At 65.6% G+C, this 21,799-nt stretch carries 21 protein-coding genes; 16 read left to right on the plus strand and 5 right to left on the minus strand.

Annotated elements, in window-relative coordinates; genetic code table 11:
• The first annotated feature begins 31 nt into the window (after positions 1 to 31).
• The gene (locus H7U20_RS08975; protein ID WP_199758790.1) at positions 32 to 1,117 is read left to right on the plus strand and encodes an enoyl-CoA hydratase/isomerase family protein; all 1,086 of its coding nucleotides are present in this window, start codon (positions 32 to 34) and stop codon (positions 1,115 to 1,117) included.
• A gap of 189 nt (positions 1,118 to 1,306) precedes the next feature.
• On the opposite strand, the gene rapZ is transcribed toward H7U20_RS08975, so the two are convergent.
• The 5 genes from rapZ to ilvA all read right to left on the minus strand — a co-directional run bounded on the left by rapZ (position 1,307) and on the right by ilvA (position 6,834).
• Complete coding sequence (rapZ, locus tag H7U20_RS08980; RefSeq protein ID WP_199758791.1) at positions 1,307 to 2,170, minus strand: RNase adapter RapZ; 864 nt, start codon at positions 2,168 to 2,170, stop codon at positions 1,307 to 1,309.
• 180 nt (positions 2,171 to 2,350) lie between these two features.
• Positions 2,351 to 3,286 carry an HPr(Ser) kinase/phosphatase gene (hprK, locus tag H7U20_RS08985; RefSeq protein WP_093390040.1) on the minus strand — a complete coding sequence of 312 codons (936 nt, stop codon included), beginning with the start codon at positions 3,284 to 3,286 and terminating at the stop codon, positions 2,351 to 2,353.
• Between the two features lie 97 nt (positions 3,287 to 3,383).
• Positions 3,384 to 3,866, minus strand: a complete 483-nt coding sequence (locus tag H7U20_RS08990) for a PTS sugar transporter subunit IIA (RefSeq protein ID WP_199758792.1) — start codon at positions 3,864 to 3,866, stop codon at positions 3,384 to 3,386.
• A gap of 479 nt (positions 3,867 to 4,345) precedes the next feature.
• Positions 4,346 to 5,179, minus strand: a complete 834-nt coding sequence (gene queF, locus H7U20_RS08995) for an NADPH-dependent 7-cyano-7-deazaguanine reductase QueF (RefSeq protein WP_199758793.1) — start codon at positions 5,177 to 5,179, stop codon at positions 4,346 to 4,348.
• Between the two features lie 119 nt (positions 5,180 to 5,298).
• Entirely contained in the window at positions 5,299 to 6,834 is a 1,536-nt protein-coding gene (gene ilvA / locus H7U20_RS09000) for a threonine ammonia-lyase, biosynthetic (RefSeq protein WP_199758794.1), read from the minus strand.
• 213 nt (positions 6,835 to 7,047) lie between these two features.
• Between ilvA and H7U20_RS09005 the strand changes: the two genes are divergently transcribed.
• From H7U20_RS09005 to nudB, 15 genes are all read left to right on the plus strand, one after another.
• On the plus strand, positions 7,048 to 7,539 hold the full coding sequence (locus H7U20_RS09005) for a YqaA family protein (protein ID WP_199758795.1): 492 nt from the start codon (positions 7,048 to 7,050) through the stop codon (positions 7,537 to 7,539).
• A 223-nt stretch (positions 7,540 to 7,762) separates the two neighbouring features.
• Positions 7,763 to 11,788: a DUF3683 domain-containing protein gene (locus tag H7U20_RS09010; RefSeq protein ID WP_199758796.1), complete on the plus strand. Its 4,026-nt coding sequence runs from the start codon at positions 7,763 to 7,765 to the stop codon at positions 11,786 to 11,788.
• Complete coding sequence (locus H7U20_RS09015; RefSeq protein ID WP_199758797.1) at positions 11,785 to 12,231, plus strand: HIT family protein; 447 nt, start codon at positions 11,785 to 11,787, stop codon at positions 12,229 to 12,231. Before H7U20_RS09010 ends, H7U20_RS09015 begins: the two co-directional genes overlap by 4 nt.
• A 153-nt stretch (positions 12,232 to 12,384) precedes the next feature.
• Complete coding sequence (locus tag H7U20_RS09020) at positions 12,385 to 12,819, plus strand: gamma-butyrobetaine hydroxylase family protein (protein WP_199758798.1); 435 nt, start codon at positions 12,385 to 12,387, stop codon at positions 12,817 to 12,819.
• 103 nt (positions 12,820 to 12,922) lie between these two features.
• A complete protein-coding gene (locus tag H7U20_RS09025; protein WP_199758799.1) occupies positions 12,923 to 13,204 on the plus strand; it encodes a type II toxin-antitoxin system RelE/ParE family toxin in 282 nt (93 codons plus the stop codon).
• An 11-nt stretch (positions 13,205 to 13,215) separates the two neighbouring features.
• Complete coding sequence (locus tag H7U20_RS09030; RefSeq protein WP_199758800.1) at positions 13,216 to 13,512, plus strand: HigA family addiction module antitoxin; 297 nt, start codon at positions 13,216 to 13,218, stop codon at positions 13,510 to 13,512.
• Between the two features lie 75 nt (positions 13,513 to 13,587).
• Entirely contained in the window at positions 13,588 to 14,322 is a 735-nt protein-coding gene (gene ubiE, locus H7U20_RS09035; RefSeq protein WP_199758801.1) for a bifunctional demethylmenaquinone methyltransferase/2-methoxy-6-polyprenyl-1,4-benzoquinol methylase UbiE, read from the plus strand.
• A 22-nt stretch (positions 14,323 to 14,344) separates the two neighbouring features.
• Positions 14,345 to 15,316 carry a Tim44 domain-containing protein gene (locus H7U20_RS09040; RefSeq protein WP_199758802.1) on the plus strand — a complete coding sequence of 324 codons (972 nt, stop codon included), beginning with the start codon at positions 14,345 to 14,347 and terminating at the stop codon, positions 15,314 to 15,316.
• A 110-nt stretch (positions 15,317 to 15,426) separates the two neighbouring features.
• The gene (locus H7U20_RS09045; RefSeq protein ID WP_199758803.1) at positions 15,427 to 16,089 is read left to right on the plus strand and encodes a ubiquinone biosynthesis accessory factor UbiJ; all 663 of its coding nucleotides are present in this window, start codon (positions 15,427 to 15,429) and stop codon (positions 16,087 to 16,089) included.
• Positions 16,086 to 17,654, plus strand: coding sequence for a ubiquinone biosynthesis regulatory protein kinase UbiB (gene ubiB / locus H7U20_RS09050; RefSeq protein WP_199758804.1), 1,569 nt, complete (start codon positions 16,086 to 16,088; stop codon positions 17,652 to 17,654). Before H7U20_RS09045 ends, ubiB begins: the two co-directional genes overlap by 4 nt.
• Before the next feature lie 20 nt (positions 17,655 to 17,674).
• A complete protein-coding gene (locus H7U20_RS09055) occupies positions 17,675 to 18,271 on the plus strand; it encodes a methyltransferase domain-containing protein (protein WP_199758805.1) in 597 nt (198 codons plus the stop codon).
• A 100-nt stretch (positions 18,272 to 18,371) separates the two neighbouring features.
• Complete coding sequence (locus H7U20_RS09060; protein WP_199758806.1) at positions 18,372 to 18,674, plus strand: FmdB family zinc ribbon protein; 303 nt, start codon at positions 18,372 to 18,374, stop codon at positions 18,672 to 18,674.
• A 73-nt stretch (positions 18,675 to 18,747) separates the two neighbouring features.
• A complete protein-coding gene (locus tag H7U20_RS09065; RefSeq protein ID WP_199758807.1) occupies positions 18,748 to 19,365 on the plus strand; it encodes a DUF502 domain-containing protein in 618 nt (205 codons plus the stop codon).
• Positions 19,366 to 19,439: 74 nt separating this feature from the next.
• Complete coding sequence (gene aspS / locus H7U20_RS09070) at positions 19,440 to 21,239, plus strand: aspartate--tRNA ligase (protein ID WP_199758892.1); 1,800 nt, start codon at positions 19,440 to 19,442, stop codon at positions 21,237 to 21,239.
• 82 nt (positions 21,240 to 21,321) lie between these two features.
• Positions 21,322 to 21,777 carry a dihydroneopterin triphosphate diphosphatase gene (gene nudB, locus H7U20_RS09075; protein ID WP_199758808.1) on the plus strand — a complete coding sequence of 152 codons (456 nt, stop codon included), beginning with the start codon at positions 21,322 to 21,324 and terminating at the stop codon, positions 21,775 to 21,777.
• Positions 21,778 to 21,799 lie beyond the last annotated feature (22 nt).

Consider the following 21,799-nt stretch of genomic DNA (forward strand, 5'->3'; position numbering starts at 1 on the left):
GCCGCTCGATCAATCACCACTATCCAGCCACATGAGCGAATTCGTCCACACCAGCGTCGGCAAGCGTACCGGCTTCATCACCCTCGACCGTCCGAAGGCGCTCAACTCCCTGTCGCTGGCGATGGTGCGCGCCCTGGCCGCCGCCCTGCAAGCCTGGCGCGACGACGCCGGCGTCGACGCCGTGGTGATCCGCAGCAGCAGCGAGAAGGCCTTGTGCGCCGGCGGCGACATCCGCTTCTTCTACGACGTCGGCCGCGCCGGCGTGCAGGGCGGCAGCGCCCAACTGGAGGACTTCTTCACCGAGGAATACGCGCTCAACCACCTGATCCACTTCTACCCCAAGCCCTACATCGCGCTGATGGACGGCGTGGTGATGGGCGGCGGCATGGGCGTGGCCCAGGGCGGGCCGGACTGCCGCCTGCGCATCGTCACCGAGCGCAGCAAGCTGGCCATGCCGGAGGTGAACATCGGCCTGTTCCCCGATGTCGGCGGCAGCTACTTCCTGTCGCGCGCGCCCGGCCAACTGGGCAACTACCTGGGCCTGAGCGGCCTGACCATCGGCGCCGCCGACGCGCTGTACAGCGGCCTGGCCGACTACTTCGTGCCCGGGGCCGAAATGGCGGCCCTGGCGGCGCTGATCGAGGCCACCCCTGGCGCCGGCCTGCGCCAGGCCATCGCGGCCTTTGCCGCGCCGTTCCAGGCCGCTGTCGGGGCCAGCGCGCTGCAGGCCGAGCGCGCCGGCATCGACCGCCATTTCGGCGCCGGCTCGGTGGCCGCCATCATGGCCTCGCTGGCCGGCGACGAAGGCGCCTTCGCGCAAAAGGCACTGAAGGCGATGGCCACGCGCTCGCCGCTGATGATGGCGGTCACCCACGAGTTGCTGCGCCGTGGCGCCGCGCTCGACGTGGCCGGCTGCCTGCGCATGGAACGCACGCTGGTGCGCCACAACTTCGAGGACGGCGAGGTGCTGGAGGGGGTGCGCGCGCTGGTCATCGACAAGGACAACGCGCCGCAATGGAAGCCGGCCACGCTGGCCGGGGTGACGTCGGCGATGGTCGAGCGCTTCTTCACGCCGGTCTGGCCCGACCACGCGCATCCGCTGCGCCACCTGGCCTAAGGCGAATCAGCGGGCGAGCGCGGGGAATTGAGGCCGTGCCGGATCTGCGCCCGCCAAGAAACCCCACAGGCGTAAATCTGGGGTCGGACCCCGAGGGGTCCGACCCCGGCTCTTTGCCTGTGGGTGCTGTTGAGGCCGCAGGTGCCTTAACTTGGCGGCACCGGCAGGAGCGCGCCCGGCGCTACAGGTTCAGGACTGTTCGCGGTGGCGCAGCACCACGCGCTCGCTGGCGTGGAAGTATTGCGCCAGCCGCTCGGCCATGTAGACCGAACGGTGCTGGCCGCCGGTGCAGCCGAGCGCCACCGTCAGATAGCTGCGGTTGTCGGTCTTGAACGAGGGCAGCCATTTTTCGATGAAGGCGCGGATGTCGGTGAGCAGCTCGTTGGCGCTTGGTTGGGCGTCGAGGAAGGCGATCACCGGCGCGTCGCGGCCGTCGAGGGGGCGCAGCGCCAGGTCGTAATAGGGGTTGGGCAGGGCGCGCACGTCGAAGACGAAGTCGGCGTCGAGCGGCACCCCCAGCTTGAAGGCGAAGGACTCGAAGAACAGCGTCAAGGGCGCGCGCTCCGAGGCCACCAGGTCCTTGACCCAGGCGCGCAGCTTGTTGGCGCTGAGCTCGGAGGTGTCGATCACATGGCCCAGCTGCTCGATCGCCGACAGCCGCTCGCGCTCCTCCTGGATGCACTCGATCAGCGTGCGGCGCGCCGCCGGATTCTGCCCCGGGCGCAGCTCGTGCGACAGCGGATGGCTGCGCCGCGTCTCGGAAAAGCGCGCCACCAGCGAGTGCGTGTTGGCGGTCAGGAAGACAACCTTGACGTCGTGGCCCTGTTCCTTCAGCGTGCGCACGTCGCCCGGCAGGCTGGCCAGCGAGGCGGCGCTGCGCGCGTCGACCGCCACGGCCAGCGCCTGCAGGCCCTCGTCGACCAGCGTGGTGACCAGGCTGGCGAGGAGGGCGGGCGGCAGATTGTCGACGCAATAATATCCCGAGTCTTCCAGGACGTTGAGGGCTACCGATTTGCCGGAGCCGGAGATACCGGTGAGAAGTACGATGCGCATAGGTGTCGATGATACCGCAAGCGGCCCCCGCGCGCACAACCGGCCGGCACCGCCGCAGGGACGGAACGGCGGGGTCAGTGCCGACATTCGGACATTTTCAGGCCAATGTATGCGCCGCTGCGGTCGCAATGCTTGAGGTCGTGTCCGAATGTCGGCACTGACCCCGGGGGACGGGGGGATTTAATCGCCGCTCATGGCTTGGCGTTGGCGTTCCATGAACTCTTGCAGGGTGTCGATGCCGCGCAGTTGCAGGATGGTGTTGCGCACGGCCGCTTCGAGCAGCACGGCGATGTTGCGGCCGGCGGCGACGGGGATCACCACCTTGCGCACCGGCAGGCCGAGCACGTCCTCGGTGGGGAACTGGAACGGCAGCCGCTCGACTTCCTCCTCCAGCGCGCTGCGCCGCACCAGGTGGACGATCAGCTTGAGCCGCATCTTGCGCCGCACCGCCGTCTCGCCGAAGATGGCTTTGATGTCGAGCAGGCCCAGGCCGCGCACTTCCAGCAGATTCTGCAACAGCGCCGGGCAGCGCCCTTCGATCATGTTCGGCGCGATGCGCGAGAACTCGACGGCGTCGTCGGCCACCAGGCCGTGACTGCGCGAGATCAGCTCGAGACCCAGCTCGCTCTTGCCGAGTCCGGAATCGCCGGTGATCAGCACGCCCACGCCCAGCACGTCCATGAACACGCCGTGCATGATGATGCGCTGGGCCAGCTTCTTCGACAAATACACGCGCAGGAAGTCGATCACCTGGGCCGCCGGCAGCGGGGTGGAAAACAGCGGGATGTTCTTCTCGTCGCAGATGGCGAGGATGTCGGGCGGCGTCTCGAGCCCCTGGGCGATGATCAGCGCCGGCGGCCCGCCGGCGATCAGCTCGCCGATCACGTGGGTGCGGGTGAGCGACTTGAGGCGCTGGTAGTAGTTGATTTCCTGGTGCCCGAAGACCTGGATGCGGCCCGGGTGGATGGTGTTCAAGTGGCCGACCTGGTCGGCCGCCGAGGCGACGTCGCCGGAGATCAGCCGCTCGCCGCCGGGGAAGCCGGCGAACCAGCCGAGCTGCAAACTCTCGCGATTGTCGTCATACAGCCTTTGGATCGTCAGCGGGGTTTGCAGCATGGGCGGTGGTCTTTACTCGGAAATGATCGGTAAGCCCTAGTGTACCTCATGCGTATGCGGACGGCGATCTTGCCTTGCTAGCCACCGGCGCTCCGGCTCAGCCGGCCGCTTGCAGGCTGGGCAGCCAGTTGACGATGCGCGTGTGCACCGATTTCTGATCGGGGTCGGTCGACAGCGCCGTGCGGAAGGCGTCGTCCGAGAACATCTCGGCGATCTCCGAGAGGATCTCCAGGTGTTGCTGGGTGACGTGGTCGGGGATCAGCAGGAAGAACAAGAGGTTGACCGGCTTGCCGTCGGGCGATTCGAACGGAATCGGTTCGACCAGGCGGACGAAGGCGGCCAACGGCGACTTCAGGCTCTTCATGCCCTTGATGCGGCCGTGCGGCACGGCGACGCCATGGCCCAGGCCGGTCGAGCCCAGCCGTTCGCGGGCGAACAGGTTGTCCGACACCGTGGAGCGGGCGATGCCGCAATTGTTCTCGAAGATCAGTCCCGCCTGCTCGAAGGCGCGCTTCTTGCTCGACACTTCCAAATCGAGCAGGACATTTTCAAGAGAGAGTATTTTGCTGAGGTTGTTCATAACGCGACATAAAATGGTGCGACGCACAAAAGGTGGCTTGCGAGCAGAATTATAGGCTTCTTTATGAAGCCTGTAACATGAAATCGCTGTTGCCAGCCGTCCCGCCGCGCTGCGCCGCTGGGCGCGCGGGGCGGCCCGATTTATTGCAAAAAATGCATTATGACGAAGATTCGCTATTTCTGGACAGTAAATTGGGGAAACACCGGTTTTTTTGCATCCAGCCGCCGTATTGGCCGATTTTTTCCCGGTTTTTGCCGACCTGCCACATGGCGGGCGGGCCGGCGCCGGTTCGCGGTCCCCGGGCGGGGGCTGGGCACCAGGTGGCCGCGTCGTCCATCATACGCCGAAGTTGTGTTGTCCGATTGTAAAATGTATTTCCCAACGCGGGCTTGTAGCCAGATCAACCACACCCCACCGTCCGCTTGATCCGGCGCAAGGCGGCGGCGCCGGAATCGGCGTAGCGCCGGCCCATTTGCGACCTACTGGCGGGCGCCGCGCAGGTTGGCCGGCGCGGCGGCGGTGCTGAAGTTGCTGCGCCAGGGATTGATGTCCAGTCCGCCGCGCCGGGTGTAGCGGGCATACACGGCCAGCTGCTGCGGCGCGCACTGGCGCAGGATGTCGGTGAAGATGCGCTCGACGCATTGCTCATGGAACTCGTTGTGCTCGCGGAAACCGATCAGGTAGCGCAGCAGGCTTTCCTGCTCGATCTGCGGGCCGCAGTAATGGATCTGCACGCTGGCCCAGTCGGGCTGGCCGGTCACCAGGCAGTTCGACTTGAGCAGGTGGGAGAGCAGCTTCTCTTCCACCGGGCCGTTGTCGAAGTTGGCCTTGAGCAGCTCGGGCGCCGGGCGGTAGTGCTCGACCTCGATGTCGAGGCGGTCCAGCAGCACGCCGTCCAGCTCGCCCATCTTCAGCCGGGCGAAATCCTCCGGCAGACTCAGCGCGATGTGCACGCTGGCGCCGAAGCCCTGCGACAGATCCTGTTGCAGCAGGGCCTTGAGCGCCTCGACGCTGTCGAGCCGGGTCTGGTTGAAGGAGTTCAGGTAGAGCTTGAAGGACTTCGACTCGATGATGTTGGGCGAGTCGGCCGGCACGGTGATGCGGGCGATCGCCACCTGCGGCTTGCCGCGTCCGTTCAACCAGGAGATCTCGTAGGCGTTCCAGATGTCGACGCCGAAGAAGGGCAGGGTGCCGCTCAGGCCCAGCTCGTCGCGCTTGCCCTGGCGCGGGATGGGAAACAGCAGCTCGGGCGCGTAATCGGTGCGGTATGCGGAGGTTTTGCCTAGCGGCGACAGGTCGACAGGGTTGGTCATGATGGCGGGAAGGTGGCAATGGGTAAATTCGGACAAGGCCGCATGGTAGCGCAAGTGGCCGCCGCGCGCGCGGCGGCGTCCGCCGCCGCCGTGCCGGGGCGGTGGCGGCGGCGCTCCGCTCAGCCGAGGAACAGCTTGTAGACCGGGTTGGCCGTCTCGTCCCAGTGGCGGTAGCCCAGGGTGGTGAGGAACTGGCCGAAGGCGCCCATCTCGTCGGGCGGCACCTGCAGGCCGATCAGGATGCGGCCGACGTCGCCGCCCTGGCTGCGGTAGTGGCACAGCGAAATGTTCCAGTTCGGCGCCATGCTGTCGAGGAAGCGCATCAGCGCGCCCGGCCGCTCGGGGAACTCGAAGCGGTACAGCAACTCGTCCCGCGCCAGGCTGCTCTTGCCGCCGACCAGGTGGCGGATGTGCGCCTTGGCCAGCTCGTCGTGGGTCAGGTCCAGGGTCTGGAAGGCGTTCTCCTCGAAGCGGCGGGCCAGCGCGCCGGACTCGTGGCGGTCGGCGATCTGGATGCCGACGAACACATGGGCCTGGTCCTGGTCGCTGATGCGGTAGTTGAACTCGGTGACGTTGCGCGGCCCGACCAGCGCGCAGAAACGCTTGAAGCTGCCGCGCTGCTCGGGCAAGGTGACGGCGAACACCGCCTCGCGCGATTCGCCCAGCTCGGCCCGCTCGGCGACGAAGCGCAGGCGGTCGAAGTTCATGTTGGCGCCGCTGGCGATGGTGATCAGGGTCTCGTTGCGGATCGGTTCCTTGCTCAGCGCGGCCCGTTCGATATAGGCCTTGGCGCCGGCCACGGCCAGCGCGCCGGACGGTTCCAGGATGCTGCGGGTGTCGGTGAAGACGTCCTTGATGGCGGCGCAGATGGCGTCGGTGTCGACCACGATGATGTCGTCGACGTAAAGCTGGGCCAGGCGGAAGGTTTCCTCGCCGACCAGGCGCACGGCGGTGCCGTCGGCGAACAGGCCGACGTCGGCCAGGGTGACCCGCTCGCCGGCCTTGCGGCTGCGCGCCATGGCGTCCGAGTCCAGCGTCTGCACGCCGATGATCTTGATGTCGGGACGGATCTGCTTGACATAGGTGGCGATGCCGGAGATCAGGCCGCCGCCGCCGATCGGCACGAAGATGGCGTGGATCGGGCCGGCGTGCTGGCGCAGGATCTCCATGCCGATGGTGCCTTGGCCGGCGATCACGTCGGGGTCGTCGAAGGGGTGGACGAAGGTCAGCTTCTGCTCTTTTTCCAGCGACAGCGCGTGGTTGTAGGCGTCGGTGTAGGACTCGCCATGCAGCACCACCTCGACGTCGGCGCCACCGCGCGCCTTGACCGCGTCGACCTTCAACTGCGGCGTGGTGGTCGGCATCACGACCACCGCGCGGCAGCCCATGCGCGCCGCCGACAGCGCCACGCCCTGGGCGTGGTTGCCGGCCGAGGCGCAAATGACGCCGCGCTTGCGCTGCGCCTCGCTCAGGTGGGTCATCTTGTTGTAGGCGCCACGAACCTTGAAGCTGAACACGCTCTGCATGTCCTCGCGCTTGAAATAAATTCGGTTCTCGTAACGCTGCGACAGGGTCGGCGCGAGTTCCAGCGGGGTCTCAGTGGCGACGTCGTAGACGCGCGCGGTCAGGATTTTCTTCAGATAGTCGATAGTCATGGTCTGCAAACAGTGTGGTTCTGGGCCAGATGCGGCGGGCGCAACTTCTGGTTCGTTCGATGCGAAGACATGCTTCTAACCGGCTGGTGACCGGGGACGGCAGGGGCTGGACGGGCGCCGGTGGGCGCGCTGCCGAACTGTTCAAGCGTGCGGGGTGCGCTTGACGGGTGTGCCTGATTATAATGGACACCTTTCGCCCTCCACAAAAATCCGATGATCGAATCCGCAATAGCCTGGTTGCTGCACCTGCTGGCGGCGCCGGAGGTGGGACTGACGTCGGTCTTCATCATCAGTTTCATCTCCGCCACCCTGCTGCCGCTGGGCTCCGAGCCGGCCGTGTTCGCCGTGGTCAAGGCCAACGCCGCGCTGTTCTGGCCGGTGATCGCCGTCGCCACCCTCGGCAACACCCTGGGCGGCGTGGTCGACTACTGGCTGGGCTACCGCGCCAAGGCGGCCTTCGCGCGCGAGCGCGAGAGCCGCTGGTTCGGCTGGCTGGCCCGCTACGGCGCCAAGACCATGTTGCTGGCCTGGCTGCCCGGCATCGGCGACCCGCTGTGCACCCTGGCCGGCTGGCTCAAGCTGCCGTTCTGGCCCAGCGTGTTCTACATGGCTTGCGGCAAACTGTTGCGCTACATCACCATGACCAGCCTGCTGTTGTACGTGCCGGACGGCGTGTGGCAGCGGATCGGCCATTTGCTGGGATGATGCGCCTGCATACGACGTTCCGATATATCCCACAATCCATTAATATTATTCACTTTGAATGATTGCTTTTGGCTGGACATGCCAATGAAATGCGTTTTTGGCGAATTTATTTCGGTGCGACGGTCGGCCGAGAGCCCTTGGGCGGGCTAAGGCTGTTCCCGCATGGTGCGGCGCAATACGCTAGAATGGTCCTTTAGGGTCCAGTCCACAAGTCCAATCTCACATGAACGCCCCCGCACAAATCCAAGCATTGCTGGCGGAAACGCCCCACGGTCCCGCGCCGACCCGTCTGCGCGAAATCCCCTACAACTACACCTCGTTTTCCGATCGCGAAATCGTCATCCGTCTGTTGGGGGAGGACTCCTGGAGCCTGCTCGACGCCCTGCGCGGTTCGCGCCAGACCGGCCGTTCGGCCCGCATGCTGTACGAGGTGCTGGGCGACATCTGGGTGGTGCGGCGCAACCCGTATCTGCAGGACGACATGCTGGACAACCCCAAGCGGCGCCAGGAGTTGATTGACGCGCTGCACCACCGCCTGGCCGAGGTCGACAAGCGCCGCCTGGCGGTCGACGCCGTCGGCGAGGGCGCCGACGGCGAGCAGGCGCGCCAGCGCAGCGCCAACGTCGAGCAGTTGTTGAAGGCGGCCGGCAAGGCCGTGGCCGACTTCGGCGACGAGTTCCGCGCCACCTGGGACCTGCGCAAGCGCACCACCAAGATCCTCAGCCGCTACACCGAAAAACACAACATCCGCTTCGACGGCATGACCCGCGTCGCCCACGTCACCGACGCCACCGATTGGCGCGTCGAATACCCCTTCGTGGTGTTGACGCCGGACACCGAGGACGAGATGGCCGGCCTGGTCAAGGGCTGCATCGAGCTGGGGCTGACCATCATCCCGCGCGGCGGCGGCACCGGCTACACCGGCGGCGCCGTGCCGCTGACGCCGCTGTCGGCCGTCATCAACACCGAGAAGCTGATCGACCTGGGCCAGGTCGAGATGACCGTGCTGCCCGGCCTGGACCACGAGTACGCCACCATCCACTCGGGCGCCGGGGTGATCACCAACAAGGTGTCGGAGGCGGCCGAGAAGGCCGGCTTCGTCTTCGCCGTCGACCCGACCTCGGCGCACGCCTCCTGCATCGGCGGCAACATCGCGATGAACGCGGGCGGCAAGAAGGCCGTGCTGTGGGGCACCGCGCTGGACAACCTGGCCTCGTGGCGCATGGTCGACCCGAACGGCGACTGGCTCGAAGTGACCCGGCTGGAGCACAACCTGTCGAAGATCCACGACGCGCCGGTGGCCAAGTTCCTGCTGGAATGGACCCATCCGAACACCCGCGGCGCCAGCAAGAAGAACGCGCCGTTCAAGACCGAAACGCTGGTGATCGAAGGCCGCAAGTTCCGCAAGGAAGGCCTGGGCAAGGACGTCACCGACAAGTTCCTCTCCGGCCTGCCCGGCATCCAGAAGGAGGGCTGCGACGGCCTGATCACCTCGGGCCGCTGGATTCTGCACAAGATGCCCAAATTCGCCCGCACCGTCTGCCTGGAGTTCTTCGGCCAGGCGCGCGACGCCATCCCGTCCATCGTCGAGATCAAGGATTACCTGGACGGCCTGCCGGCCAAGGGCGAGCAGTTCAAGACCATCCGCCTGGCCGGGCTGGAGCATTTGGACGAGCGCTACCTGCGCGCGGTGGGCTACTCGACCAAGTCGAAGCGCGGCGTGCTGCCGAAGATGGCGCTGTTCGGCGACATCGTCGGCGACGACGAGAACGCGGTGGCCCAGGCCGCCTCGGAAGTGGTGCGCATCGCCAACACCCGGGTCGGCGAAGGCTTCGTCGCCGTCAGCGCCGAGGCGCGCAAGAAATTCTGGCTGGACCGCGCCCGCACCGCCGCCATCGCCAAGCACACCAACGCCTTCAAGATCAACGAGGACGTGGTGATTCCGCTCAACCGCATGGGCGAGTACACCGACGGCATCGAGCGCATCAACATCGAGCTGTCGATCAAGAACAAGCTGCAACTGGCCGCCGCGCTGCACGACTTCATCGCCGCCGGCAACCTGCCGGTGGGCAAGAGCGACGACGCCTCCGACGACCGCGTCGGCGACGCCGAGATGCTCGGCGACCGCGAGCAGCAGGCGCTGGCCCTGCTCGAGCAGGTGCGGGCGCGCTGGAGCTACACGCTGGAGGCGTTGGACCTGCCGCTGGCGCAGGCGCAAGCACGCCTGGCCGAACTGGGCCTGGAACGCCTGCTGCCGGTGTTCGCCCAGCGCCTGGAGCAACAGCCGAACGCCACCCTGTTCGACGTGGTGCAGGACCGCACCGTGCGCATCACCTGGAAGCAGGAAATCCGCGCCCAGTTGCGGCAGATCTTCAACGGCGCCGCCTTCAAGCTGATCCTCGACGAGGCCACCGCGGTCCACCAGCGCGTGCTGCGCGGCCGCGTCTTCGTCGCGCTGCACATGCACGCCGGCGACGGCAATGTGCACACCAACCTGCCGGTCAACTCGGACAACTACGAGATGCTGCAGGACGCCCACCAGGCCGTCGCCCGCATCATGGTGCTGGCCCGTTCGCTCAACGGCGTCATCTCCGGCGAGCACGGCATCGGCATCACCAAGCTGGAGTTCCTCACCGAGGACGAGATCAGCGAGTTCCGCGACTACAAGCAGCGCATCGATCCGGAAGGCCGCTTCAACAAGGGCAAGCTGCTCAACCTGCCGGGCCTGGGGGCCGACCTGCGCAACGCCTACACGCCGTCCTTCGGCCTGATGGGCCACGAGTCGCTGATCATGCAGCAGAGCGACATCGGCGCCATCGCCACCAGCGTCAAGGATTGCCTGCGCTGCGGCAAGTGCAAACCCGTCTGCGCCACCCACGTGCCGCGCGCCAACCTGCTGTACTCGCCGCGCGACAAGATCCTGGCGACCTCGTCGCTGATCGAGGCCTTCCTGTACGAGGAGCAGACCCGCCGCGGCATTTCGATCAAGCACTGGGAAGAGTTCGAGGACGTCGCCGACCACTGCACCGTGTGTCACAAATGTGTGACGCCGTGCCCGGTCAACATCGACTTCGGCGACGTCTCGATGAACATGCGCAACCTGCTGCGCAAGATGGACAAGAAGAGCTTCAAGCCGATGGCCGCCGCCACCATGTTCTTCCTCAACGCCAGCGATCCGACCACCATCAACCTCTACCGCAAGGTGATGTTGGAGTGGGGCATGAAGGCGCAGAACCTGGGCCACGACCTGCTCAAGAAATTCGCCAAGAAGCAGACCAAGGCGCCCAAGCCGAGCACCGGCAAGCCGCCCGTGCGCGAGCAGGTGATCCACTTCATCAACAAGAAGATGCCGGGCAACCTGCCGAAGAAGACCGCGCGCGCCCTGCTCGACATCGAGGACGACAAGGTGATCCCGATCATCCGCAATCCGCAGGCCACCACGGCCGACACGGAGGCGGTGTTCTACTTCCCGGGCTGCGGCTCGGAGCGCCTGTTCTCGCAGGTCGGCCTGGCCACCCAGGCGATGTTGTGGGAGGTCGGCGTGCAGACCGTGTTGCCGCCGGGTTATCTGTGCTGCGGCTATCCGCAACGCGGCAACGGCGAGTTCGACAAGGCCGAGAAGATGATGACGGACAACCGCGTGCTGTTCCACCGCATGGCCAACACGCTCAACTATCTGGACATCAAGACCGTGCTGGTTTCCTGCGGCACCTGCTACGACCAGTTGGCCACCTACGAGTTCGACAAGATCTTCCCCGGCTGCCGCATCATGGACATCCACGAGTATCTGTTGGAGAAGGGCGTCAAGCTGGAGGGCGTCAACGGCACCCGCTATATGTACCACGAGCCTTGCCACAACCCGATGAAGCTGCAGGACTCGGGCAAGACCATCAACTCGCTGATCAGCACCATCGACAACGTCAAGATCGAGAAGAACGACCGCTGCTGCGGCGACGCCGGCACCCTGGCCGTGTCGCGGCCCGACATCTCGACGCAGATCCGCTTCCGCAAGGAGGAGGAGATGATCAAGGGCGCCGACAAGCTGCGCGCCGACGGTTTCACCGGCGAGGTGAAGATCCTCACCAGCTGCCCGGCCTGCCTGGGCGGCGTGTCGCGCTACAGCGAGGACGCCGGCACCACCGCCGACTACATCGTCATCGAGATCGCCAAGCATCTGCTGGGCGAGAACTGGTTGCCCGACTACGTGGCCAAGGCCAACAGCGGCGGCATTGAGCGGGTGCTGGTATGACGGCCGCCTGCGACCTGTGCCAGTTGTTGGCGACGACGCCCGGCCAGACCGGCGGCGCCGTCATCTGGCGCGACAGCCAGGTGTCGGTGGTGGCCGTCGACGAGGCCGAGTATCCGGGATTCTGCCGCGTGGTCTGGAACGGCCACGTCAAGGAGATGAGCGACCTGCAGCCGCGCCAGCGGCACTGGGTGATGGACGTGGTCTGGCAGGTCGAGTTGGCGGTGCGCGAGATCATGCAACCGGAAAAGGTCAACCTGGCCAGCCTGGGCAACATGACGCCGCACGTGCACTGGCACGTCATCCCGCGCTTCCTCGACGACGCGCATTTCCCCAATCCGGTCTGGGCCACGGTCCAGCGCAGCTCGCTGCCCGAGGTGCTGGCGGCGCGCCGCGCCCTGCTGCCGCAGCTGCACGCCGACATCATCGAGCGTTTGGGCGGATAATAGCGGCAGCAAGCGTGCCGCCAGACCAAGACAACCCTGTGGCGCAAACCGGGGTCGGACCCGTCGGGTCCGACCCCGGCTCGTGGCCTTGGGTTAAAGCCGGCCCGTCCCGCTCCTCCAATCAACCAAGCAACCCAAGTCCGCATCCCGCCCATGAGCTTAAGTAAAAACAGCCCCCAGCCCACCGGCTTCACCGTGCACAGCAAATCCCGCCTGCTCGACGTCAGCTTCGACGACGGCGCCAGCTTCGCCATTCCCTTCGAGCTGCTGCGGGTGTATTCGCCGTCGGCCGAGGTGCGCGGCCACGGCCAGGGCCAGGAGGTGCTGCAGGTCGGCAAGCGCGAAGTCGGCATCACCGCCCTCGACCCGGTCGGCAACTACGCGGTGCAGCCGACCTTCAGCGACGGCCACAACACCGGCCTGTTCAGCTGGGACTATCTGTACAAGCTGGGCAGTGAGCAGGCCGAGCTGTGGCAGAACTACCTGACCCGCCTGCACGCCTCCGGCTTCGAAGGCGACAGCGGCCGCGAACCCGGCACCACCCTGACCGCCCCGGCCAAGGCCCACGGCTGCGGCGGCAAGCACTAAACCAGGCAGCGAAACGGCGGGCCTGTTGCTGTTCATCTGAGCGCGCGCAACCGCGCTTTGTTGAGGAATTGACGGTGATGAGGGGCGGTATTAACGTCGCGGCATGATCCTCAATTTTCGCGATAAGATGACAGCGCTGGTGTGGAATGGCACATTGGTGCATGGATTGCCGGTGACGGTACAAAATGTTGCCCGGCGAAAGTTGAGAATGCTGAACAGTGCCTTGCTGCTTGGCGACTTGCGGGCGCCGCCGGGCAATCGCCTAGAGGCCTTGAAGGGCGCGCGCAAGGGGCAATATAGTATTCGCATCAACCAGCAGTGGCGCATCTGTTTCCTCTGGCAGGATGGGGATTGCGCCGAGGTCGAGATAGTCGACTATCACTAGCGGAGAACTTGATGGCGAAATTGAAGAATATCCATCCAGGGGAGATTCTGCTGGAGGAATTTCTTAAACCGATGGGCATCAGCCAGAATGCACTGGCCCGCGCCATTGGCGTACCTTCGCGCCGCATCAATGACATCGTTTTGGAAAAACGTGGCATCAGCGCCGACACGGCGCTACGTCTGGCGCGCACCTTCGGCACCAGCGAATCTTTTTGGATGGGCTTGCAGGTCGACTTTGAGCTGGAAAAGGCGCGACAGGAGATCGGCACCCATTTGAAGGCGATTCAGCGCCTGTCCGCGCCCGGATAGTGGCGCTTTGCAGGAATCGGAATCCAACGGGGCGGGCCGCTTGTATAATGCAGGCAAACTAACAGGCCGCCCAATATGACCAATACCACCCATTTCGGTTACAAAACCGTCGCTGAAGACGACAAAGTCCGCGAAGTCGCCAAGGTTTTCCACTCCGTCGCCGCCAAATACGATGTGATGAACGATCTCATGTCGGCCGGCCTGCACCGTTTGTGGAAGACCTTCACCATCGCCCACGCCGGCGTGCGTCCCGGCTTCAAGGTGCTCGACATCGCCGGCGGCACCGGCGACCTGGCCAAGGCCTTCGCCAAGCAGGCCGGCCCGTCCGGCGAGGTCTGGCTGACCGACATCAACGAGTCGATGTTGCGCGTCGGCCGCGACCGTCTCTTGAATCGCGGCCTGTTGACCCCCACCTTGTTGTGTGACGCGGAAAAATTGCCCTTCCCGGACAATTATTTCGACCGCGTCAGCGTCGCCTTCGGCCTGCGCAACATGACCCACAAGGACCAGGCGCTGGCCGAGATGCGCCGCGTGCTCAAGCCGGGCGGCAAGTTGCTGGTGCTGGAATTCTCCAAGGTGCCGGCGGCCTTGCAAAAACCATATGACCTGTATTCCTTCCAGGTGCTGCCGTGGCTGGGTCAAAAGATCGCCGGCGACGCCGAAAGCTACCGCTATCTGGCCGAGTCGATCCGCATGCATCCGGACCAGGAGACCCTGAAGACGATGATGCAGGACGCCGGGCTGGAAAAAGTCCAGTATTACAATCTGACGGCAGGTGTGGCCGCTTTACACACCGGTATCAAACTGTAAGACTTTTGTAGGAAGCAAAGATATGAACATGAAGAAAATCCTGATCGGCGCCATGCTGGCCGTGTCCGCCTTTTCGATGATGGCCGAGTCGATCGCCCGTCCCATGGGCGGTGGCCGCTCGATCGGCCGCCAGTCGTCCAACGTCAGCCGCACGGCGCCAACGCCGGCCCAGCAGGCGCCGCGTCCGGCCGCCGCGCCGGCCCCGGCGCCCGCCGCGCCAGCCATCCCGCCCAAGCCGGCCAGCCCTTGGAAGGGTATCCTGGGCGGCGCGCTGCTCGGTCTGGGCGTGGGCGCCTTGCTGTCGCACTTCGGCATGGGCGGCGCCCTGGGCAGCATGTTCGGCTCGATCATCATGCTCGCCCTGCTGGCCGGCGCGGCCTTCTTCATCATCCGCATGATCCGCAACCGCAGCGCCGGCAACGCGCCGGCCGCGCCCGGCGCCTTCGGCGGCGGCGGCAATGGCAACTTCGGCGGCGGTGGCTTCAGCAACGCCATGCCGCAGGGCGCCGGCGCCACGCCGGAAATCGGTTCGCGCCTGCCTAGCCAGGCCTTCGAGCCGCTGCAAGCGGGCTCGTCGGGCGTGGCCCTGGACAAGCCGGTCGCCCACACGCCGTGGGGCGTGCCGGCCGACTTCGACGCGCCGGCCTTCCTGCGCGTGGCCAAGAGCAACTTCATCCGCCTGCAGGCGGCCTGGGACAAGGGCGACGTCGCCGACATCCGCGAGTTCACCACGCCCGAGGTGTTCGCCGAGCTGAAGATGCAGATCAGCGAGCGCGGCGCGCAGGCCGACTTCACCGACGTGGTCAGCATCGACGCCGAGCTGCTCGGCATCGAGACGGCCGCCAACGAGTACCTGGCCAGCGTCAAGTTCATCGGCAGCATCAAGTCGGCGCCGACCGCCGCCGCCGAACCCTTCCAGGAGGTGTGGAACCTGAGCAAGCCGGTGTCCGGCGGCGGCGGCTGGATGCTGGCAGGTATCCAGCAACTGTCCTGACACTCGCGGGTGCAGGTAATTTGACCAGGCCGCCGGGATATTGCCCGGCGAACTGGTAAGATCAAGACCGCCCACTTTTCGGGCGGTTTTGTTTTTTGAGCGGCGAACGCATGACACCACCGAATTCATCCCATTTCCCCTCCCTCCCGGACGCGGCCGCGCCCGTCATCGCCACCGTCAACCACCTGTTGGCCCAGGAACCCTGGGCGCGGCGGGAATTGCTGCGGCACGCGGGCAAGGTCGCCTGTGTCGACGCCGGCAGCCTGGCGCTGCGCCTGCGCGTCGGCGGCGACGGTCTGCTGGAGGCGGCCCCGGCCGAACAGGAGGCCGCCGTCACCATCCGCGTCAAGCTGTCCGACCTGCCGCTGATCCTGCGGCAGCGCGAGCGCGCCTTCTCCTACGTCAAGATCGACGGCGACGCCGAGTTCGCCAACGCCATCTCCAGCCTGTCCAAATCGCTGCGCTGGGAGGCCGAGCACGACCTGGAGAAAGTGATCGGCCCGGTCGCCGCCGTGCGCGTGGTGGCCGGCGCCAAGGCCGCCTTCGGCGCCGTCAAGGCGGGCCAGCGCAAGCTGGCCGAGAACCTCGCCGAATATTTCCTCGACGAGCAGCCGATGCTGCTGCGTCCGGCCGTGGTGGCGGCCTTCTCGGCCGACGTGGCGCGCCTGCGCGACGACGTCGAACGGGCCGCCAAGCGCCTGGCCAAGCTGGAGCAGAAGCTGGCGGCGCGCGCGGCCGCCACACCCCCGCAACACGATACGGACCCTCAATGATCTTGAAATTCCTGCGCCTGCTGAAAATCCTCCGCGTCGCCGTCCGCTACGGCCTCGACGAAATCGCCATCTCCGGCCTGAAGGTGCCGCGCATCGCCAAGCTGATCGACACCGTCATCTTCTGGCGCGACATCTCGGCGCCGCGCGGCGAACGGCTGCGCATGGCGCTCGAAGACCTCGGTCCGATCTTCGTCAAGTTCGGCCAGGTGCTGTCGACCCGGCGCGACCTGATTCCGCTCGACCTGGTCGAGGAGCTGGCCAAGCTGCAGGACCGGGTGCCGCCGTTCCCCTCCGACCTGGCCATCGCGCAGATCCAGAAGTCGCTCGGCGCCCACCCGGACCAGCTGTTCGCCTCGTTCGAACGGACCCCGGTGGCCTCCGCCTCGATCGCCCAGGTGCACTTCGCCACCTTGAAGGACGGCAAGCAGGTGGCCGTCAAGGTGCTGCGCCCCGGCATGAAGAAGTCGATCGACGAGGACGTCGCGCTGATGCACATCGCCGCCGAGTGGATCGGCCGCATCTGGGCCGACAGCAAGCGCCTCAAGCCGAAGGAGGTGGTGGCCGAGTTCGACAAATACCTGCACGACGAGCTCGACCTGATGCGCGAGGCGGCCAACGCCAGCCAGCTGCGGCGCAACTTCGCCGGCTCCGACCTGCTGCTGGTGCCGGAGATGTACTGGGACTATTGCTCCAGCAGCGTGATCGTCATGGAGCGCATGCACGGCATCCCGGTGTCGCAGATCGACCGGCTGGAAGCGGCCGGCGTCGACCTGAAAAAGTTGTCGAGCGACGGCGTGGAGATCTTCTTCACCCAGGTGTTCCGCGACGGCTTCTTCCACGCCGACATGCACCCCGGCAATATCCTGGTGTCGATCGAACCGGCCACCTTCGGCCGCTACATCGCGCTCGACTTCGGCATCGTCGGCACCCTGAACGACTTCGACAAGGACTACCTGTCGCAGAACTTCCTGGCCTTCTTCCGCCGCGACTACAAGCGCGTCGCCGAGGCCCACATCGAGTCCGGCTGGGCACCCAAGGAAACCCGCGTCGACGAGCTCGAATCGGCCGTGCGCGCCTGCTGCGAGCCGATCTTCGACCGGCCGCTGAAGGACATCTCCTTCGGCCAGATCCTGCTGCGCCTGTTCCAGACCTCGCGCCGCTTCAACGTCGAGGTGCAGCCGCAACTGGTGCTGCTGCAAAAGACCCTGCTCAACATCGAAGGCCTGGGGCGCCAGCTCGACCCCGACCTCGACCTGTGGAAGACCGCCAAGCCCTACCTGGAAAACTGGATGGCCGAGCAGGTCGGCTGGCAAGGCATGTGGCAGCGCCTGAAGGCCGAGGCGCCGCGCTACACCCACATCCTGCCGCAACTGCCGCGCCTGCTGCACCGCGCGCTGGAGCAGGGCGGCGAGCCGGCGGCCGACAACAGCGAACTGATCAAAACGCTGATCGGCGAACAGCAGCGCACCAATCGACTGCTCAGCCTGGTGATCTATTTCGCCGGCGCCTTCGCCATCGGCGTGCTCGGCTTCCAGCTCTACCTGCGCTGGCAGCACATGCAGTAAATGAATCAAAGGCGGCAAACATGCAACAATTTCATGAACGCGACCCGCTGACGCCGGCCTTCTGGGACGAGCGCTTCGCCGGCAATTTCACCCCCTGGGACAGGGGCGGCGTGCCGCAGGCGCTGCGCGATTTCGCCGCCGCCGCGCCGACGCCGTTGACCACCCTGATTCCCGGCTGCGGTTCGGCCCACGAGCTGGCCTGCCTGGCCGAAGCCGGTTGGGACGTGACCGCCATCGACTTCTCGCCGGCGGCGGTGGCCGCCGCCAAGGCCGCCGTCGGCCCTTGGGCGGGCAGGGTGGTCGAAGCCGACTTCTTCGCCTGGCGGCCGGCCGCGCCGCTGCAACTGATCTACGAACGGGCCTTCCTGTGCGCCATGCCGCGCGCACTGTGGCCGCGGGTGGCGGCGCGCTGGGCCGAGCTGCTGGCGCCCGGCGCCCTGCTGGCCGGCTATTTCTTTTTCGACAATGCGGCCAAGGGGCCGCCGTTCGGCATCGCCCGCGAACAGCTCGACGCGCTGCTGGCGCCGCACTTCGACTGCGTCGAGGACGCCGCCGTGGCCGACTCGATCGCCGTCTTCGAGGGCAAGGAGCGCTGGCTGGTCTGGCGCCGCCGCTGACGCCGTGTTGCCCGGCCGCCCGGCGGCCAGCGGAAAACCGCGATGGGCCGGAAAAAAGCTTTATAATTCAGGGTTTTTGATGATTTTTGCGGAGTAATAGATGCCGATCTACGCTTACCGCTGCGAGGAATGTGGCTTTGCCAAGGATGTCTTGCAAAAGATCTCCGACCCGCAGCTGACTGATTGCCCGACGTGTGGCAAGGCAAGTTTTAAGAAACAACTGACCGCCGCCGGTTTCCAGCTGAAGGGTACCGGTTGGTACGCCACCGATTTCCGTGGCGGCACCGCGCCGGCCACCGGCGTCTCCAGCGGTCCGGTGGAGGGCGCCGCCAAGGCCGACGCCGCCCCGGCGCCGGCCGCGCCGGCCGCCGCCGCGCCGTCCGGCAACTCGGGAGCCGACTAAACCAGAGGATCTGCTCAGGCCGGGCGGACGCGGCATCTTGCCGCCGCCGCCATCACCCTTCACCGAGAACACGATGCGCAAATATTTTATTACCGGTTTGCTGATACTGGTGCCGCTGGCGATCACCGCCTGGGTGCTGAATCTGGTGATCGGCACCATGGACCAATCGCTGTTGATCGTGCCCGAGCGCTGGCAGCCGCGCACCCTGATCGGCTTCGACATCCCCGGCCTGGGCACCATGCTGACGGTGTTGATCGTGTTCCTGACCGGCCTGTTGACCAACAACCTGGTCGGTAATTATGTGGTCAAGCTGTGGGAGCGCCTGTTGCAGCGCATCCCGGTGGTCAGCTCCCTGTACGGCAGCGTCAAGCAGGTCTCCGACACCTTGTTCTCGTCGTCCGGCAACGCCTTCCGCAAGGCCGTGCTGGTGCCGTATCCGCACCAGAACTCCTGGACCATCGCCTTCCTCACCGGCACGCCGGGCGGCGATGTGAAGAACCACCTGGTGGGCGACTATGTCAGCGTGTATGTGCCGACCACGCCCAACCCCACGTCGGGCTTCTTCCTGATGATGGCGCGCAAGGATGTGGTCGAGCTCGATATGAGCGTCGATACCGCCCTGAAATACATCGTCTCGATGGGTGTGGTGGCGCCGGATGCGCCGCCGGCCAACGAGGCGGCCAGCAAATGAACGCGCCGCGCCTCGTTGCGGCGAACTGAGAATCAAACGAAATTTAACCTGAACTGAGAAATAACATGTCCTCAATGCGTACTCACTACTGCGGCCTCACCACTGAAGCCCTGCTCGGCCAAACCGTCAGCCTGTGCGGCTGGGTACACCGCCGCCGCGACCACGGCAGCCTGATCTTCATCGACCTGCGCGACCGCGAAGGCCTGGTGCAGATCGTCTGCAATCCCGAGCAAGCCGAGATGTTCAAAGTCGCCGAGGCCGTGCGCAACGAGTTCTGCCTGCGCGTGACCGGCGTCGTCACCGCCCGCACCGAAGGCACCATCAACAACAACCTGAAATCGGGCAAGGTCGAAGTGGTCTGCGTCGAACTGGAAGTGCTCAACGCCTCGGTGCCGGTGCCGTTCCAGCTGGACGACGACAACCTGTCCGAAACCACCCGCCTGACCCACCGCGTGCTCGACCTGCGCCGTCCGCAGATGCAAAACAATCTGCGCCTGCGCTACAAGGTGACGATGGAAGTGCGCAAGTACCTCGACGAGCTGGGCTTCATCGACATCGAAACCCCGATGCTGACCAAGTCGACCCCGGAAGGCGCGCGCGACTACCTGGTGCCGTCGCGCGTCAACGCCGGCAACTTCTTCGCGCTGCCGCAATCGCCGCAGTTGTTCAAGCAGCTGCTGATGGTGGCCAACTTCGACCGCTACTACCAGATCGTCAAATGCTTCCGCGACGAGGATCTGCGCGCCGACCGCCAGCCCGAGTTCACCCAGATCGACTGCGAGACCTCCTTCCTGACCGAACAAGAGATCCGCGACCTGTTCGAGGACATGATCCGCAAGGTCTTCAAGAACACCCTCGACATCGAACTGCCCAACCCCTTCCCGGTGATGGAATTCGCCGAAGCGATGGGTAAATACGGTTCGGACAAGCCGGACATGCGCGTCAAGCTCGAATTCACCGACCTGACCGAGGTGATGAAGGACGTCGACTTCAAGGTCTTCTCCGGCGCCGCCAACCTGCCGAACGGCCGCGTGGTCGGCCTGCGCGTACCGAAGGGTGGCGAAATGCCGCGTTCGGAAATCGACGCCTACACCCAGTTCGTCGCCATCTACGGCGCCCGCGGCCTGGCCTACATCAAGGTCAACGAGAAGGCCAAGGGCCGTGACGGCCTGCAATCGCCCATCGTCAAGAACCTGCACGACGCCGCCCTGGCCAAGGTGCTGGAACTGACCGGCGCCGAAGACGGCGACCTGATCTTCTTCGGCGCCGACAAGGCCAAGGTCGTCAACGACGCCATCGGCGCGCTGCGCGTGAAGATCGGCCACAGCGAATTCGGCAAGAAGGCCGGCCTGTTCGACGACGTCTGGGCGCCGCTGTGGGTGGTCGACTTCCCGATGTTCGACTACGACGAGGAAGCCGACCGCTGGACCGCGACCCACCACCCGTTCACCGCGCCGAAGGACGGCCACGAGGACATGCTGGAAACCAATCCGGGCGCCTGCATCGCCAAGGCCTACGACATGGTCTTGAACGGTTGGGAACTGGGCGGCGGTTCGATCCGTATCCACCGCGAGGAAGTGCAGTCGAAAGTGTTCCGCGCGCTGAAGATCGACGCCGACGAAGCCCGTCTGAAGTTCGGCTTCCTGCTCGACGCGCTGCAATACGGCGCGCCGCCGCACGGCGGCCTGGCCTTCGGCCTGGACCGTATCGTCACCATGATGACCGGTTCCGATTCGATCCGCGACGTGATCGCCTTCCCGAAAACCCAGCGCGCCCAGTGCCTGCTGACCCAGGCGCCGTCCGAGGTCGACGAGAAGCAACTCAAAGAGCTGCACATCCGTCTGCGCGCGGCCGAGCCGAAGGTGGCCGGCTGATCTAGTTCTGTTGCGTCCGCTCCGGCGGACGCGGCGTGATCTTCAAAAGGCGCACTGGTTGCGCCTTTTCTTTTGCCCGAACATGAAGCCATACAAGATTCCCGAATCCGTGCTGGTGGTGATCCACACCGCCGACCTGCAGGTGTTGCTGATCGAGCGGGCCGACAAGCCCGGCTTCTGGCAGTCGGTCACCGGCTCGCTCGACGCGCCCGACGAGCCGCTGGCGCAAACCGCCGCGCGCGAACTGTTCGAGGAGACCGGCATCGCCGCCGACGCCGAACGCATCGTGCTGCGCGACTGGCACTTGTCGAACATCTACACCATCTATCCCGTCTGGCGCCACCGCTACGCCCCCGGCGTGACGGAAAACACCGAGCACGTGTTCAGCGTCGAAGTGCCGCGCGACATCGCCGTCACCCTCAGCGCGCGCGAACACCTGAACCATTGCTGGCTGCCGTATCTCGACGCGGCCGACAAATGCTTCTCCTCGTCGAACGCCGAAGCCATCCTGCAACTGCCCCAGCAGCTCAAGCGCTAATGCGTTGCTAAGCCCGTCCGCC

Source organism: Rugamonas violacea (assembly GCF_016461825.1).
Lineage (GTDB): Bacteria > Pseudomonadota > Gammaproteobacteria > Burkholderiales > Burkholderiaceae_D > Rugamonas.

What these genes read in the sequence shown, in the direction of transcription:
- H7U20_RS08975 (WP_199758790.1), top strand. Translation starts at nt 32, where the DNA reads ATGAGCGAATTCGTCCACACCAGCGTCGGCAAGCGTACCGGCTTCATC.
- rapZ (WP_199758791.1), bottom strand. Translation starts at nt 2,170, where the DNA reads ATGCGCATCGTACTTCTCACCGGTATCTCCGGCTCCGGCAAATCGGTA.
- hprK (WP_093390040.1), bottom strand. Translation starts at nt 3,286, where the DNA reads ATGCTGCAAACCCCGCTGACGATCCAAAGGCTGTATGACGACAATCGC.
- H7U20_RS08990 (WP_199758792.1), bottom strand. Translation starts at nt 3,866, where the DNA reads ATGAACAACCTCAGCAAAATACTCTCTCTTGAAAATGTCCTGCTCGAT.
- queF (WP_199758793.1), bottom strand. Translation starts at nt 5,179, where the DNA reads ATGACCAACCCTGTCGACCTGTCGCCGCTAGGCAAAACCTCCGCATAC.
- ilvA (WP_199758794.1), bottom strand. Translation starts at nt 6,834, where the DNA reads ATGACTATCGACTATCTGAAGAAAATCCTGACCGCGCGCGTCTACGAC.
- H7U20_RS09005 (WP_199758795.1), top strand. Translation starts at nt 7,048, where the DNA reads ATGATCGAATCCGCAATAGCCTGGTTGCTGCACCTGCTGGCGGCGCCG.
- H7U20_RS09010 (WP_199758796.1), top strand. Translation starts at nt 7,763, where the DNA reads ATGAACGCCCCCGCACAAATCCAAGCATTGCTGGCGGAAACGCCCCAC.
- H7U20_RS09015 (WP_199758797.1), top strand. Translation starts at nt 11,785, where the DNA reads ATGACGGCCGCCTGCGACCTGTGCCAGTTGTTGGCGACGACGCCCGGC.
- H7U20_RS09020 (WP_199758798.1), top strand. Translation starts at nt 12,385, where the DNA reads ATGAGCTTAAGTAAAAACAGCCCCCAGCCCACCGGCTTCACCGTGCAC.
- H7U20_RS09025 (WP_199758799.1), top strand. Translation starts at nt 12,923, where the DNA reads ATGATCCTCAATTTTCGCGATAAGATGACAGCGCTGGTGTGGAATGGC.
- H7U20_RS09030 (WP_199758800.1), top strand. Translation starts at nt 13,216, where the DNA reads ATGGCGAAATTGAAGAATATCCATCCAGGGGAGATTCTGCTGGAGGAA.
- ubiE (WP_199758801.1), top strand. Translation starts at nt 13,588, where the DNA reads ATGACCAATACCACCCATTTCGGTTACAAAACCGTCGCTGAAGACGAC.
- H7U20_RS09040 (WP_199758802.1), top strand. Translation starts at nt 14,345, where the DNA reads ATGAACATGAAGAAAATCCTGATCGGCGCCATGCTGGCCGTGTCCGCC.
- H7U20_RS09045 (WP_199758803.1), top strand. Translation starts at nt 15,427, where the DNA reads ATGACACCACCGAATTCATCCCATTTCCCCTCCCTCCCGGACGCGGCC.
- ubiB (WP_199758804.1), top strand. Translation starts at nt 16,086, where the DNA reads ATGATCTTGAAATTCCTGCGCCTGCTGAAAATCCTCCGCGTCGCCGTC.
- H7U20_RS09055 (WP_199758805.1), top strand. Translation starts at nt 17,675, where the DNA reads ATGCAACAATTTCATGAACGCGACCCGCTGACGCCGGCCTTCTGGGAC.
- H7U20_RS09060 (WP_199758806.1), top strand. Translation starts at nt 18,372, where the DNA reads ATGCCGATCTACGCTTACCGCTGCGAGGAATGTGGCTTTGCCAAGGAT.
- H7U20_RS09065 (WP_199758807.1), top strand. Translation starts at nt 18,748, where the DNA reads ATGCGCAAATATTTTATTACCGGTTTGCTGATACTGGTGCCGCTGGCG.
- aspS (WP_199758892.1), top strand. Translation starts at nt 19,440, where the DNA reads ATGCGTACTCACTACTGCGGCCTCACCACTGAAGCCCTGCTCGGCCAA.
- nudB (WP_199758808.1), top strand. Translation starts at nt 21,322, where the DNA reads ATGAAGCCATACAAGATTCCCGAATCCGTGCTGGTGGTGATCCACACC.